Source organism: Achromobacter sp. (genome assembly GCF_032102605.1).
Taxonomy (GTDB): domain Bacteria; phylum Pseudomonadota; class Gammaproteobacteria; order Burkholderiales; family Burkholderiaceae_B; genus Achromobacter.
Genome location: NZ_DAMDGT010000011.1, coordinates 18,525 through 32,646, shown reverse-complemented (window position 1 = coordinate 32,646; position 14,122 = coordinate 18,525). Strand labels below are relative to the sequence as shown.

Here is a 14,122-nt window from a genome sequence, read left to right as displayed (position 1 = left end):
ATGTCTTGCAAGACAGGGACCTTCAGACAGGAGCGTCTGAATGCCCACAGAAAGGGAACAAACTGAACGAAGAAGGCAGCATCTTAAACGAAATTGATGAGCAGACCAACCCCAAGAGTGAATGAAACAGATACATCCGAGTCAAAATCAGTAAGGGTAAACCCCCGCTCGCCAGGGGGTCGTCGCGCATTTTCCCCAGGGAAAAATCGGGCTTGAAACAGCGATACATTCAGTTAATATTTTGTTCCTATTAATACATACAGAGCGTTCCAAACGGCCCGGAAAACCCTGTTTCGGGCCGCTTTTTTTTCAACTTCCCGGATTCGCATGGGCCTCATCGAAGAAATAATCCTTCCATGATTCGGCCCTGGACTGCAACACGCCGATCTCGCGCAGCTTGTCCGCATATACCTGCGTCTGCTGCGGGTTTATCGTGAACTGGTTCTCGGGATCGTCGATGATCTGCTTCACGAACGCCGGCGGCAGCTTGGAATTCTGCTGGCGGATGAAGATCGCGGCGGCCTCTTCTTTATGCGCGGGTATCCACGCAGCGGCTTCGGCCAGCGCCGCATAGAACGCCTTGTACGTCTTGGGATTGGCGTCGTGGAATTTCTGCGTGGTGTACAGCACGTTGAAAGTCGCTGGTCCGCCCAGGATGTCGTACGAACTGATCACCTTGTGCACCGCCGGATTGCGCTCCAGCGCCTGGTAGTAGAACGGGGCGCTGGAAAAATGCGCGTTCACCTCCAGTCCGCCCGAAATCAGCGCCGTCGTCGCGTCGGGGTGCGGCAGGCTGATCGAGATGTCGTCGAAGCGCTTGAAGTTGTCTTTGCCGTAACGCTTCGCGGCTTCGATCTGCAACGTGCGCGACTGGAATCCGACGCCGGCCGCCGGCACGGCAATGCGATCTTTGGACGAAAAATCGTCCAGCGTCTTCACCGCCGGGTTGTTGCTCAACAGGTAGTTGGGCAACGAGCCCAACGCGGCCACCAGCTTCACGTTCTGCTTGCCGCGCGTGCGGTCCCACAGCACCAGAGCCGGCGGAACTCCCGCCGACACCATGTCCAGCGCGCCGGCAAGCAACGCCTCGTTCATGGCTGACGCGCCCGAGATCTGCGCCCACTCCACCTTGATGTCCACGCCGGCTTGCTTGCCGTGCTTTTCGATCAGCTTCTGGTCCTTCACCACATCAAGGATCAGATAGGCGATGCCGAACTGCTGCGCTACGCGCAGCGTGCCCTCGCCATGGGCCGGGGTCGCAGCAAAGCCCAGGGCAAAGACGACCAGGGCGGCGGATGCGGCGTTGCGCCGCGAGCGGAAGATATTAGAAAACATGGAGAGGCAAGTTCCTTGGACCGGTTGGTTCGCACTTAAGGTGTGCGGGCGATCCTAGCAATCGTGCGCCTCCGGGCGGAACGATCAATTTCTGCTAATCAAATAGCGGATGGGTCAATTGCGTCCCTCGTACATATAGTCCCGCCTCCAGGGATACGACAGGTCGACGGGATGGTCCAGCTCGTCCGAGCGGCCCGTCGCCGGGTGCTGCGCCAGGATCTGGTGCAGCGCGATCCAGCCATGCTCGAAGGCCATCGCGCAGCCGGCCAGGTATAGCCGGTAGGCGCGCAGCGAATGTTCGCCCTGGTCGCCGCCCAGGATCCGGGCCGCGTCGGGCAGCCGCGCTTCAAGGCCGTCGCTCCATGCCCACAAGGTGCGGGCATAGTGCGGGCGCAGGTTCTCAACGTCCAGGTCTTCCAGGCCGCCATTGGCCAGCGTCTGCATCACCACGCTGACGTGGGTCAGCTCGCCGCCCGGGAAGATGTACTTTTCGATGAATTCGCCCATGCCGTTGCCCAGCTCGGGGTTGTCCACGCCGGCGGCGGTGATGCCGTGGTTCATGATCAAACCGCCCGGCTTGAGCAGCCGCCGCAGCTTGGCGAAATAGCTTTCAAGCTGCGAGCGCCCCACGTGTTCGAACATGCCGACCGAGGCGATCTTGTCGTACGGCCGGGATTCGTCCAGCTTGCGGTAATCCAGCAATTCCATGCGGACGCGTCCGCCCAGCCCTTTTTCCTGGATCAGCCGCGTCACATGCGCATGCTGGTTGCGCGACAGCGTGATGCCCGTGGCGTCGACGCCGTAGTTTTCGGCGGCCCACAGCAACAGGCCGCCCCACCCTGCGCCGACATCCAGAAAGTGCTCGCCGGCCTGAAGGCGAAGCTTGCGGCAGATGTGGTCCAGCTTGGCTTCCTGGGCCTGCGCCAGCGTCATGTCCGGTTGGCGATAGTAGGCGCAGGAATACACACGACGCGGGTCCAGCCAGAGCGCGTAAAAGTCGTCGGACAGGTCGTAGTGGAATTCGATCTGCCTGGCGTCGCGTTCCACCGAATGCCGCCACACCGACATCACGTTGCGCACCAGGTCGGTCAGCCAGCCGCCCCGCGCCGCGTCCATGGGCGAACCCGGCAGCAGCGCAGCGGCGGCCGCCATGACATCGCGCATGCTGCCTTCGATATCGATGCGGCCTTCGACGTAGTCCTGGCCCAACACACCGACGGCGCCCTCGGCCAGGTGGGCGAGCGCAGTCTTGTCGTGCGTCACGAACCGGACTCGCGGATCTTGCGCACCCAGCACGGCGCCGTCAGGCAGCACCAGCTGGACCGGGACAGGCAGCGCCTGAAGTTTGCGTTCCACTATAGATAGCAAAGGATTCACGGCTCTTCCTCCGGATTCGTCGGATGCGTAAGGACGCCACAAACTCTATCGGAAAACCGAAGCAACCTTCCTGTAAGCCTGCCCATGATAAAGTCCCCGGCTTGGCGCGAACAGTGTGGCTCCGCTTGCACTTGCCCGCGCCCTGTCCCTGCGTTTTACCGCGATCTACATGCCCCCAACACAAACATCCCGCAGCAGCCTGCCCGGTTGGCTCATTCTCATGGGCGCGCTGACGGCCATCGGTCCGTTCGCCATTGATATGTACCTGCCCGCGTTCCCCACGATCGCGGCGAACCTGGGTGTAACGCGCGGCGACGTCGAACGCACCCTGGCGGCGTACCTGATCGGACTGGCGCTGGCGCAGGTGTTCTACGGCCCCATGGCCGACCGCTACGGCCGCAAGCCGCCGCTGCTGGTGGGCCTGACGCTGTTCATGGTGGCGTCGCTAGGGTGCGCGCTGTCGGGCTCGGTCGAAGCGCTGACCGGCTGGCGCGTGGTTCAGGCCATGGGCGGCGCCGCCGGCATCGTGATCCCGCGGGCGGTCATCCGCGATCACTACGAGACCCACGAAGCCGCGCGCGCCATGTCGCTGCTGATGCTCATCATGGGTCTGGCCCCGATCCTGGCGCCGCTGATCGGCGGCCAGATGCTGACCATTACCTCGTGGCGCAGCCTGTTCTGGATCATGCTGGCGGGCGGCGCCATGCTGATGGCGGCGGTCATCCTGATCATGAAGGAATCGCTGACACCCGAGCGCGTGGTGCCCCTGCGCTGGAGCACCATCCTGCACAACTACCGCGCGCTTTTCGCGCACCGCGGCTTCATGTCGCACAGCCTGGCCGGCGGCTTCGGCCAAGCCGGCATGTTCGCCTACATCATCGGTTCGCCCCGTGTCTTCATCGAACTCTACGGCGTGCCGCCCCAGTATTACGGCCTGCTTTTCGGCACCAATGCGGCGTCGCTCATCGTTTGTTCGCAGATCAGCGCCCGCCTGCTGCGCACCTACACGCCCCGGCAACTGCAACGCCGCGCCCTGACCACGCTGGCCTGCGCCAGCCTGGCCGCGGTTGCGCTGACGCTGGGCGGTCTGCTGACGCTGCCGCTTTTGATGCTGTGCCTCATCTGCTACATGGGCAGCCAGGGCTTCGTGAACCCCAATTCCGCCGCGCTCGCGCTGGCGGATCAGGGCAAACGCCTGGGCGCGGCCTCCGCGCTATTGGGGACACTTCAACTCTCGTGTGGCGCACTGGCGGGTTTTGCAGTCAGCGCCTGGCAGGCGGACACCGCCCTGCCCCTCACGACTACCCTTGCGGCATGCGCCTGCCTCTCCTGGACGGCTGGCCGTGTGGCGCGTTCGCACACGGCATAACCTTCCAGGCTTGATTTAATTGCGTTTTTCGTATTAGAATCGCGGTCTTCACATGAAGTTTCCCGTGCGGGACTACTATGCTTTGTAGTTCAGCACTCTGACCCCCAACCGCGTGTTGTGAATTTAAGCGGGTGGCAGGCAGCGGGTATAAGCACTGGGGCGAAATCACTTTCCCCCTCATCCACTAAGACTGGGTGGCCGGCCAAGGCAGCGCACAGCGCAGCCTCAACAGCCCGGCGGCTAAAACCCCCGTCTACCCTCCGTCTCTACACCCCAACGATGCGCGGCAAGAACGACACTAAAGAGGTGCATCCATGGCACGCGTATGCCAAGTGACCGGCAAAGGCCCGATGGTGGGCAACAATGTTTCGCACGCGAACAACAAGACCAAGCGCCGCTTCCTGCCCAACCTGCAATCGCGCCGGTTCTGGGTTGAAAGCGAAAACCGCTGGGTTCGCCTGCGTGTTTCGGCCAAGGCCATCCGCACGATCGACAAGAACGGCATCGACGCCGTGCTGGCCGACATGCGTGCCCGCGGCGAACTGGCTTAATCGGCCTTCCCGCCAATCTACATACTAGGAGCACGACATGGCCAAAGGTATCCGCGAAAAGATCAAGCTCGAGTCGACTGCCGGCACGGGTCATTTCTACACGACGACCAAGAACAAGCGCAACATGCCCGAGAAGATGCTGATCAAGAAGTTTGATCCGGTCGCTCGCAAGCACGTTGACTACAAGGAAACCAAGCTGAAGTAATTCAGCCGGTATTCCGAGCGCAGAATCCTGCGCACAAGAAAGGCCCTGCACAGCAGGGCCTTTTTCGTTTGGCGCGGCGATTCGTGGACGGCGTCGGCGGCCAACGCCGCGTTCTGCTGCGTCACTACATCCATCAGCGGCACGGCCTGCCCTGCGCAAGGCGCGGCAGGGGCATTTTCATTTGCCCCGCCGCCAAAGCGCATGTTTCAATTGGGCCGCACCCGCGGCGCTCTCCGGCGCATGCAGAGGCCCGACTCATCTACAGCCTGCGATACCTCGCCATGATCCGTCCCTGCCTTACCCTGTTGCGCCGCGCGCTGGCGCCCGCCATCCTGGCCCTTGCGCTGGCCCCGGCCGCGCCCGCCGTCGCGAAAGACAAGGAACCGCCGATCCGCATCGGCGAGATCAACAGCTACAAGGCGATTCCTGCCTTCCTGGGCCCCTACAAGAAGGGCTGGCAGCTCGCGCTGGAAGAGGTCAATGCCGCCGGCGGCGTGCTGGGCCGGAAACTCGAGGTCGTCTCCCGCGACGACAACGGCAATCCCGGGGACTCGGTGCGCGCCGCGCAGGAATTGATCGCGCGCGAAAAAGTCGAGCTGCTGTTCGGCGGCTTCCTGTCCAACACCGGCCTGGCGCTGACGGATTTCGCCAAGCAGCAACAGGTGTTCTTCCTGGCGGCAGAGCCCCTGACGGACAAGATCACCTGGCAGGAAGGAAACCGCTACACGTATCGCCTGCGTCCCTCCACGTGGATGCACGTCGCGGCGCTGGCGCCCAAGGCGCTCGCCCTGCGCAAGAAGCGCTGGGCCATCGTCTATCCCAACTACGAATACGGCCAGTCCGCCGTGGCCACGTTCAAGGCCATGATGCAGTCCTTCCAGTCCGACGTCGAATTTGTGGTCGAACAGGCCGTGCCGCTGGGCAAGGTGGATGCCGGAGCTGTCGTCCAAGCCCTGGCCGACGCCAAGCCGGACGCCATTTTCAACGTGCTGTTCGCCGCTGACCTGACCCGCTTCGTGCGCGAAGGCAACACGCGCGGCCTGTTCGAAAACCGGCCCGTCGTGTCGCTGCTGTCCGGCGAACCCGAATACCTGGAACCGCTGGGCGCCGATACGCCCACGGGCTGGATCGTCACCGGCTACCCCTGGTACGCCATCGACACGCCGGCCAACAAGACCTTCGTCGAGGTATACAAGAAGCGCTACAACGAGACGCCCAAGGTGGGATCGGTGGTCGGCTATGCGTCGCTGATGTCCATCGCCGAAGGCCTGAAGGCGGCCGGATCTTCCGACACCGAAAAGCTCGTCGACGCCTTTGCCGGCCTGAAGGTGGACACGCCCTACGGCCCCATCCAGTACCGCAAGATCGACCACCAGTCCACGATGGGCGTATACGTGGGCGTCACCGCGGTGGAAGACGGCAAAGGCATCATGAAGGACTTCACCTACATCGACGGGGCGCGCCTGCAGCCGCCCGATGAGCAGGTGCGCAAGATGCGCCCGGCTCACTGATGAGTTTCTCCGGGCTGCTGCTGCAGCTGCTCAATGGCCTGGCGGACGCCAGCGCGCTGTTCCTGGTCGCCGCGGGTCTGTCGCTGATCTTCGGCGTGACGCGCGTCGTGAACTTCGCGCATGGCTCGTTCTACATGCTGGGCATTTACCTGGCGTGGACGTTCACCAGCTATTTCGGCAGCGGCGCGGGCTACTGGGCCGGCCTGCTGCTGGCCGCACTGGCCACGGGCCTCATCGGCGCCGCGGCGGAACTGCTGGTGCTCAAGCGCCTGTACCGCGCGCCCGAACTTTTTCAGCTGCTGGCCACTTTCGCGCTGGTGCTCATCATCGGCGACGCGGCGTTGGCGATCTGGGGGCCCGAAGACCTCTTCGCCCCCCGCGCCCCCGGCCTGTCCGGCGCGGTCCAGATCCTGGGCCGCCGCTATCCCGAATACGACCTTCTGCTGATCGCCGCCGGCCCCATCGTGCTGGGGCTGCTGTGGCTGCTGCTCATGCGCACTCGCTGGGGTAGGCTGCTGCGCGCCGCGGCCGAAAACCGCACGATGCTGGCCGCGCTGGGCGTGAACCAGGCCTGGCTGTTCACCTCGGCCTTCACCCTGGGCGCTTTTCTCGCCGGCCTGGGCGGCGCGCTGGCGGCGCCGCGCGTGCCCGCCACGTTGGGCCTGGACCTGGAAATCATCGCCAGCGCGTTTGTGGTGGTGGTCGTGGGAGGGCTGGGATCGGTTCCGGGCGCCTTCCTGGCCGCCCTGCTGATCTGCTCGGTGAAGGCGCTTTTCGTATTCCTCGGCCAGGTGGCCATCGGCCCCTGGGTCTTCAACCTGTCCAAACTGACGCTGCTGGCGGAATTCGCGGTGATGGCCGTGGTGCTGGTGGTGCGCCCGTGGGGCCTGCTGGGCAAGCCGCCCGCGCCGACTTCCCACGCCGGGATGCCAGAACGCCCCATCGCGCCGGCCGGCCCGCGCTTGCGGATTGCCTATGGCGTGCTGCTGGCCTTGCTGGCCCTGGTGCCGGTCGCCACCCTGTACTGGCCCTATCTCAGCATCCTGATGACCGAGATCCTGATCGCCGCGCTGTTTGCCGCCAGCCTGCACTTCCTCACGGGACTCGCGGGCATGACGTCGTTCGGCCATGCGGCCTGGTTCGGCCTTGGCGCCTATGGCGCCGCGCTGCTTCTGAAACTGGCCTCGGTTCCCATGGAAGCCGCCCTGTTGCTCGGGCCCTTTGCCGCCGCGATCGGCGCGCTGGTGTTCGGCTGGTTCTGCGTGCGCCTGTCCGGGGTCTACCTGGCGATGCTGACGCTGGCGGTTGCCCAGATTCTCTGGGCGCTCACCTATCAGTGGGACGACGTGACGGGCGGCAGCAACGGGCTGACCGGCTTGTGGCCATCGGCCTGGCTGTCGCAAGGACCCTGGTTCTACTACGTCACGCTCGCGCTGTGCACCGCGGGCGTCTGGTGGTTGCGCCGGCTCGCGTTTTCGCCGCTGGGCTACGCCTTGCGCGGGGTGCGCGATTCCGCCTTGCGCGCCGAGGCGCTGGGCATGGACACGCGGCGCGTCCAGTGGGCCGGTTTCGTGGCCGCCTCGTTCGCCGCCGGCCTGGCGGGTTCCCTCTACGCATTTTCCAAAGGCAGCATCGCGCCCGACGTGCTGGCGGTCAGCCGGTCGGTCGACGGCCTGGTCATGGTGCTGCTGGGCGGCATCCAGACGCTGGCCGGCCCGCTTGTCGGCGCGGCGTCCTACACCTGGCTGCAGGATGTGGCCGCGCGCAGCACCGAATACTGGCATGCCGTCCTGGGCGTGGCCATCCTGGCGCTGGTCATGGCCTTCCCCGAAGGCCTTGCTGGCGCCGCCGCGCGCTTGCGCAGGAGGTCCGCATGACCGCATCCGCCCCCTTGCTGCAAGTGCGCAATCTGCGCAAATCCTTCGGTGGCATCGACGCGCTGGCGGATGTCTCGTTCACGCTGGACGCCGGCCAGATGCTGGCCTTGATCGGCCCAAACGGCGCCGGCAAATCGACGTGCTTCAACGTGCTGGGCGGCCAGTTGCGCCCGGACTCGGGCTCGGTTCTGCTGCAAGACCAGGAACTGGTCGGCCTGTCCGCCGGCAGGATATGCCGGCTGGGCGTGGGCCGCAGCTTCCAGACCGCGGCCACGTTCCGGTCGATGACTGTCGTGGAAAACGTGCAGACCGCCCTGCTGTCGCGCGACAGGCTGCTGTTCAACCCCTGGCGCCGCGCCACGCGGCACGCCCAGGACGAAGCCATGACGCTGCTGTCCCAGGTGCAGATGGCCAACAAGGCGCTCGAGGCCTGCGGCACGCTGGCCTACGGCGACGTCAAGCGCGTGGAACTGGCGATGGCGCTGGCGCACCAGCCGCGCCTTCTGCTCATGGACGAGCCCACCGCCGGCATGGCCACCAACGAACGCCATGCGCTGATGCGGCTGACTCGCCACTTGGCCGACACGCAGCGCATCGCCGTCCTGTTCACGGAACACAGCCTGGACGTCGTGTTCAAGCATGCGGATCGCATCGCCGTGCTGGTGCGCGGCAGTCTGCTGGCCGAAGGCCCGCCCGCGGCGATCGCTGCCGACGAACGGGTCAAGGCCGCCTATCTGGGCACCGAGACGCCCCAAGGCGCCTGAACCGCGCAAGCGCCATCAACCGTCGCGTTGCGGACTGTCTTGCTGGCATTCCCAGAATATCCGGGCCGAGCAGCCCGCGCAGATGCCCCGGTCCAGCTTGGCATAAATGGCGTGCAGCGCCGTCGCCTTGTCCGGAAAGATGTGGTCTTCGCCCAAGCGCTCCAGGAAACCCGTGCGCCGCCACATGTCCATGACCTCGGGCCGAGGCCGGTGGAAGTACAGGTCACCGCCCATGGCGCGCCTTGCGGCAAGCTCGTCGTCCCAAACCTGCGCGCCGGCCAGGTCGATGAAGTTCATGCTCTTGGCCATCACCAGCAGATGGCGAGGGGCGCCGGGCGCCGAGCGCAGATCGTGCAACCGCTGCGCCACATGCGCGGCCGCGCCGAAATAGACCGAACCTTCCATGCGCAACAGCTTCAGTTGCGGGCATTCCGGCAGCGCATCCTGCTGATGCTCCAGGACGATGAATCGCCGGTCCAAACCGCGCGAATCGAAGCCCATCGTGCGCATCGCCGGCCGCGACGTGCGGTGCAGATAGACCATGAGCGACAGCACCGTGCCCAGCAGGATCGCCACTTCCATGCGAATGGCGATCGTGGCGGCCAGCGTGGCGCCGGCGATGGCGCATTCGCCGCGCTGCGTGCGCAGCAGCAGGCGCCAGCGCGGAATGTCCAGCAGGGTCCATGCCACCAGCAGCAGCAGTCCGGCGATCGCGGCGAGGGGAATCAACGCCAGCAGCGGCGCCGACACCGCCACCAGCAGCATCAGCAATAGCGCCGAGAACACGGACGCCAGCGGGGTCTTTGCGCCGGCCTCGTAGTTGGGAATGGAGCGATTCAGCGATCCGCAGGACAGATAGCAGGAAAAGAAACCTCCAACGATGTTGGAAATGCCCTGCCCCACGAATTCGCGATTCGCGTCGATTCGCTGTCCGGAACGGGACGCCACCGCCTTGGCGATGGAGATCGATTGCGCCAGCGCCACGATGGTCAGCGCGAACGCCACACTCAGCAGGTCAGGCAGTGCGCGCCAATCGACGCTGGGCACGTGGAATGGCGGCCAAGGCTGGCTGATTGCGCCCAGCACGGGCACCGGCGTGCCGCCTTGCGCCTCCACCGTCGCGTTGAAGACCCACGCGGCAAGCGTCCCCGCGGCCAGGCCCAGCAGCATATAGGGCTTGCGCTTATCCAGCTTGCGCGCCAGCAGCGCGGCGCCCAGGGTGACCACCGTCACCAGCACGGCGCCGGGATGCGCCTGGCCGATATGCGTGGCGACGCTTTCCAGCACCGCGCCCGCGCCATGCGACTCCGGCGTCGGCAGCCCAAAGGCATCCTTCAATGCATGCACGGCGATCAGCACGGCCGCCCCGCTCATGAAGCCGAACAATGCAGACGGAGAAATGAAGTGCGCAAGCGAGCCCAGCCGCAACGCTCCCACCAGCCACTGCATCACGCCGACCAGCACGGTCACGGCCAGCGCCAACTGGATGTAGGCCGGGCTGCCCGCCGCCGCCAGCGGCGCAAGCACCGCGAACAGCGCCAGCGAATTGGCGTTGGTGGGACCGGACATCACATGGCGGCTGGAGCCGAACAGGGCGGCGAAAATACAGGGAACGATGGCTGAATACAGGCCGTATTCAGGCGGCAACCCCGCCAGCGTGGCGAAGGCCACGCCCTGCGGCAGCACCAGCAGTGCGCCAAGCAGGCCCGCGGCCAGATCAGCCCGCAGCGTCAGCCTGTCAACATCGTCCACCCACGCGCCGAACACCCGGCGCGCTACGTTCCTTCCCCCCTGCATCATCCTGTCTTGTCCCTGGCGTCGGCGCATCGCGCCTGTCCGCGTAGCGTAATCGCTCGCTTGCTGCCGTGCAACGCGGAAGGCGCCCGTACGGCCGGCGAGTGATCAGCCGGCATCGCCGCCACGACGCGCCTTCATGGCCTGCCCGATCGCGGCCAGCGCGTCGTCGGAAATCAGCCGAGCGGCCATCGGCAACAGCTCGTCTTCTTCGCGGCGGATATGTTCGCTATAGGCTTCGGCAAAGGCCTGGACCTGTTGCGGCGGCAGCTCTGCCGGCCGTCCCGCTGCGATCTCGGACAGCGTGAAGCGCAGCGGCTCCCACAAACCGGCCAGGCGACGATGGTCCGCCATCAGGCCGTCCACCAGCGCATGCAGGCACACCGCGTCCGATCCGGCCATGGAATCGATCAAGGCCGGGAACAGGTCTTCCTCTTCGTCTTCGTGATGGTGCGCCGCCGCGGTATCGAAGTAGCGGCGCACGCTGGCGGCTGCGGTCTGCGCCGTGGCATCGCTGCCATGCGCGGGCAGGTGCGCCGCCAGCCGCGCGAGCGTGGCGCACTGACGGGAAATTCGCCCGTGACAGGCGGACAGCAGGGCCAGCGGATCATGCGGCCCCGGCGCGGGCGCCGGCCCGCCAGGAAAGCTCACTGCCATCGCATGCCTCCGATATTGCCTTGCTTATCCCTCGGTTCCGCGCCACCAGAGGCGAACGGAATCCCATGCGCGCCCGGCGATCCCTGCCTCGGCCACCGGCTCCAGCGCCACGACCGGGAATTGCATGGCCGGCTTGCCGTCCACCATCACGCGCAGCTCACCGACCGTGGACTGCGCCGCAATGGGCGCAACCAGCGGCGCTTGCGGCGCCCACACGGATTCGACCTTGGCGCCCGCCGGCACCGTCACGTACGCATCACGCGCGAATCCGGCCTTGAGGCTGTCGGCTTCACCCTTCCAGACCTCGGGGGTCGCCACCGCCTGTCCGCGCGCGTACAACTTGATGGTATTGAACCCCTGGAAGCCCCATTCGAGCAACTCGCGGCTTTCCTGCGTGCGCAGCTTGTCGGAAGCGGTCCCGACCACCACCGTGATCAACCGGCGCTGATCGCTGCCATTCGGCCGCCGCGCCGTGGCGATGATGCAATAGCCGGCCGCTTCGGTGTGCCCCGTCTTCAGGCCGTCCACGCTGGGGTCCAGCCACAGCAGGCGGTTGCGATTGGGCTGGGTGATCTTGTTGTACGTGAATTGCTTCGCCGAATCGTAGGTCTTATATAGCTGTGGAAAGTCCCGGATGATGCGCGTGGCCAGTATCGACAGGTCGCTCGCGGTGGAATAGGTCTGGGGATCCGGCAGCCCGTGCGGGCTGGCGAAATGCGTGGCGTGCAGGCCCAACCGAGCCGCGGTGCCGTTCATGCGCTCGACAAACGCCTCGACGCTGCCGGACACGGCCTCGGCCAGCGCAACGGCCGCGTCATTGCCGGACTGGATCATCAGGCCGCGCAGCAGATCGTCCACCGCCACCTTCGAGCCCGGCTCCAGGAACATCTTCGAGCTGCCCGCCGGCACCTTCCAGGCTCGCGTCGAAATCGTGACCAGCTGGCTGGCCGACAGCTCTTTCTTGTTCAGGGCTTCGAACACGACGTACGCCGTCATGACCTTGGTCAAGGACGCGGGTTCGATCCGCGAGGTGGCCGCGTGCGACGCAATGACCTGTCCGCTGGTTTCGTCCAGCAGCAGCCAGGCCTTGGCCGACAGCGCCGGCGCGGGCATCGATTGCGCCATGGCGCCGGACATACACGCGGTCGCAACGAGCAGGCTCGCCGCCAACTTCTTCATCAACATATAGCTGCTTCACTTCCATGCTTGGTTATCACGGGCGCGCGGAATACCGTTGAAACGCCGGAAATCCGGGGGTTTCGGCCACCGCCGCAACCGCGCGCCGCCCGCAATTTGAACACGCGCGGCAACATAGGTTCACCGGTCCGATCCCACACAGGATTTGCCCGCGAATGTCACGACATCTTGCAAGAGTGCTTGTACAAAGGGGTTTTCTGCGTCGAAAACAACAAACAGTGGCTGAAAACCCGCTTGAAAGCCGCATTTAACGCCACTCTTCCGCTATCATCGGGCGCGTAGCGTCAATTGCCGATATCCGGCGCGCGCTGCTCCATGCCCTCAACATACGGATTTTGACCATGGCCACGAAAGCAAAAGCTCCTGCCAAGAAAGTCACCAAGCCCGCCGTCAAGGCGCCCGCAAAGAAGGCAACCGCCGCCAAGCCCGCTGTGAAGCCGGCAGCAAAGAAGGTCGTCGCCGCCAAGAAGGTCGCTGCTGCACCCAAGGCAATCAAGGCTGCTCTGAACAAGACCCAGCTCATCGCCTACATCGTTGAGCAATCCGGCGTCGAAGCCAAGTCGGTCAAGGCCGTCCTGACCAGCCTGGAAACCTCGGTGCTGGGTTCCGTGGACAAGAAGGGCGCTGGCGAATTCACGCTGCCCGGCCTGTTCAAGGTTGCCGTGCAAAAGGTTCCCGCCAAGGCCAAGCGCTTCGGCAAGGATCCGTTCACCGGCGAAGAGCGCTGGTTCCCCGCCAAGCCGGCTTCGGTCAAGGTGAAGGTTCGCCCGCTCAAGAAGCTGAAGGACGCCGCGCAGTAATTCGTTTACGCGCCGTATCCGGTCACTCCGGGAAGGGCCCGCCTCGCAAGAGGCGGGCCCTTCTTTTTTTCCTGCCCTTTCTTGCCCGGCGCTTTGCATCGCGATGGGCGGGCTGCTAGAATTTTATCTTCACGTAAAGATACTTCAGATAAAACAATTTTGGCTGCCCCCATGAATGACCTCGTCGATCAAGTCATTGCGCAATGGGCGAAGGAATGTCCCGCCCAGGACTTCGCCTCCATGTCGGTCGTTGCCCGCCTGTTCCGTTTGAACGCATTCGCCGCCCGCAACGTAAATCGCAGTTTTCGCCAGCACAACCTGCATCAGGGCGAATTCGACGTGCTGGCCACGCTGTACCGCACGGGCGCGCCGCACGCGATGAATCCACAGAAGCTAGTCGAGGCCCTGCTGCTGACGTCCGGCGCCATGACCAACCGACTGGATCGCCTGGAACAAGCCGGCCTGCTGGTGCGCAATCCCAATCCGGAGGATCGACGAGGCGTCATCGTGTCGCTCACCGCCGACGGACTGCGGTTGATCAAGATCGTGCTCAAGGAATACCTGAAAGACCTGAACGACCTGCTGGAACCGCTGTCGGCCGCCGAACGCCGGCAACTGGCCAGCCTGCTGAAAAAGCTGCTGATCAAGCAGGACCAGGACACCCCGGGCAGCGTGGGCGCCTGAT

At 64.8% G+C, this 14,122-nt stretch carries 13 protein-coding genes; 8 read left to right on the top strand and 5 right to left on the bottom strand.

What is annotated here, in order from left to right:
* Positions 1-309 precede the first annotated feature (309 nt).
* Positions 310-1,335 carry an ABC transporter substrate-binding protein gene (locus RT614_RS21960; RefSeq protein WP_313624243.1) on the bottom strand — a complete coding sequence of 342 codons (1,026 nt, stop codon included), beginning with the start codon at positions 1,333-1,335 and terminating at the stop codon, positions 310-312.
* A 114-nt stretch (positions 1,336-1,449) separates the two neighbouring features.
* Complete coding sequence (locus tag RT614_RS21955) at positions 1,450-2,712, bottom strand: class I SAM-dependent methyltransferase (RefSeq protein ID WP_313624241.1); 1,263 nt, start codon at positions 2,710-2,712, stop codon at positions 1,450-1,452.
* A gap of 169 nt (positions 2,713-2,881) precedes the next feature.
* Here RT614_RS21955 and RT614_RS21950 point away from each other — a divergent pair, with 169 nt between their 5' ends.
* The 6 genes from RT614_RS21950 (at position 2,882) to RT614_RS21925 (ending at position 8,989) form a co-directional block, all read left to right on the top strand.
* Complete coding sequence (locus RT614_RS21950; RefSeq protein WP_313624240.1) at positions 2,882-4,081, top strand: Bcr/CflA family multidrug efflux MFS transporter; 1,200 nt, start codon at positions 2,882-2,884, stop codon at positions 4,079-4,081.
* Positions 4,082-4,395: 314 nt separating this feature from the next.
* Positions 4,396-4,632, top strand: a complete 237-nt coding sequence (gene rpmB, locus RT614_RS21945; protein ID WP_006390601.1) for a 50S ribosomal protein L28 — start codon at positions 4,396-4,398, stop codon at positions 4,630-4,632.
* A 37-nt stretch (positions 4,633-4,669) separates the two neighbouring features.
* Complete coding sequence (gene rpmG / locus RT614_RS21940) at positions 4,670-4,837, top strand: 50S ribosomal protein L33 (protein ID WP_003810296.1); 168 nt, start codon at positions 4,670-4,672, stop codon at positions 4,835-4,837.
* A gap of 281 nt (positions 4,838-5,118) precedes the next feature.
* Positions 5,119-6,348, top strand: a complete 1,230-nt coding sequence (locus tag RT614_RS21935) for an ABC transporter substrate-binding protein (protein WP_313624239.1) — start codon at positions 5,119-5,121, stop codon at positions 6,346-6,348.
* Positions 6,348-8,225, top strand: a complete 1,878-nt coding sequence (locus tag RT614_RS21930; RefSeq protein WP_313624237.1) for an ABC transporter permease — start codon at positions 6,348-6,350, stop codon at positions 8,223-8,225. The genes RT614_RS21935 and RT614_RS21930 overlap by 1 nt, the downstream gene beginning before the upstream one ends.
* Positions 8,222-8,989, top strand: a complete 768-nt coding sequence (locus RT614_RS21925; RefSeq protein ID WP_313624236.1) for an ABC transporter ATP-binding protein — start codon at positions 8,222-8,224, stop codon at positions 8,987-8,989. Before RT614_RS21930 ends, RT614_RS21925 begins: the two co-directional genes overlap by 4 nt.
* A gap of 15 nt (positions 8,990-9,004) precedes the next feature.
* Here RT614_RS21925 and RT614_RS21920 read toward each other — a convergent pair whose 3' ends face one another.
* The 3 genes from RT614_RS21920 to RT614_RS21910 all read right to left on the bottom strand — a co-directional run bounded on the left by RT614_RS21920 (position 9,005) and on the right by RT614_RS21910 (position 12,625).
* Entirely contained in the window at positions 9,005-10,789 is a 1,785-nt protein-coding gene (locus tag RT614_RS21920) for a SulP family inorganic anion transporter (protein WP_409558507.1), read from the bottom strand.
* A gap of 102 nt (positions 10,790-10,891) precedes the next feature.
* On the bottom strand, positions 10,892-11,440 hold the full coding sequence (locus RT614_RS21915) for a hemerythrin domain-containing protein (RefSeq protein WP_313624233.1): 549 nt from the start codon (positions 11,438-11,440) through the stop codon (positions 10,892-10,894).
* Positions 11,441-11,464: 24 nt separating this feature from the next.
* Positions 11,465-12,625 carry a D-alanyl-D-alanine carboxypeptidase family protein gene (locus RT614_RS21910; protein WP_313624232.1) on the bottom strand — a complete coding sequence of 387 codons (1,161 nt, stop codon included), beginning with the start codon at positions 12,623-12,625 and terminating at the stop codon, positions 11,465-11,467.
* Positions 12,626-12,978: 353 nt separating this feature from the next.
* Between RT614_RS21910 and RT614_RS21905 the strand changes: the two genes are divergently transcribed.
* Together RT614_RS21905 and RT614_RS21900 are read left to right on the top strand one after the other, a co-directional pair.
* Entirely contained in the window at positions 12,979-13,437 is a 459-nt protein-coding gene (locus RT614_RS21905) for an HU family DNA-binding protein (protein ID WP_057286831.1), read from the top strand.
* Positions 13,438-13,608: 171 nt separating this feature from the next.
* Entirely contained in the window at positions 13,609-14,121 is a 513-nt protein-coding gene (locus RT614_RS21900; protein WP_313624231.1) for a MarR family transcriptional regulator, read from the top strand.
* Position 14,122 lies beyond the last annotated feature (1 nt).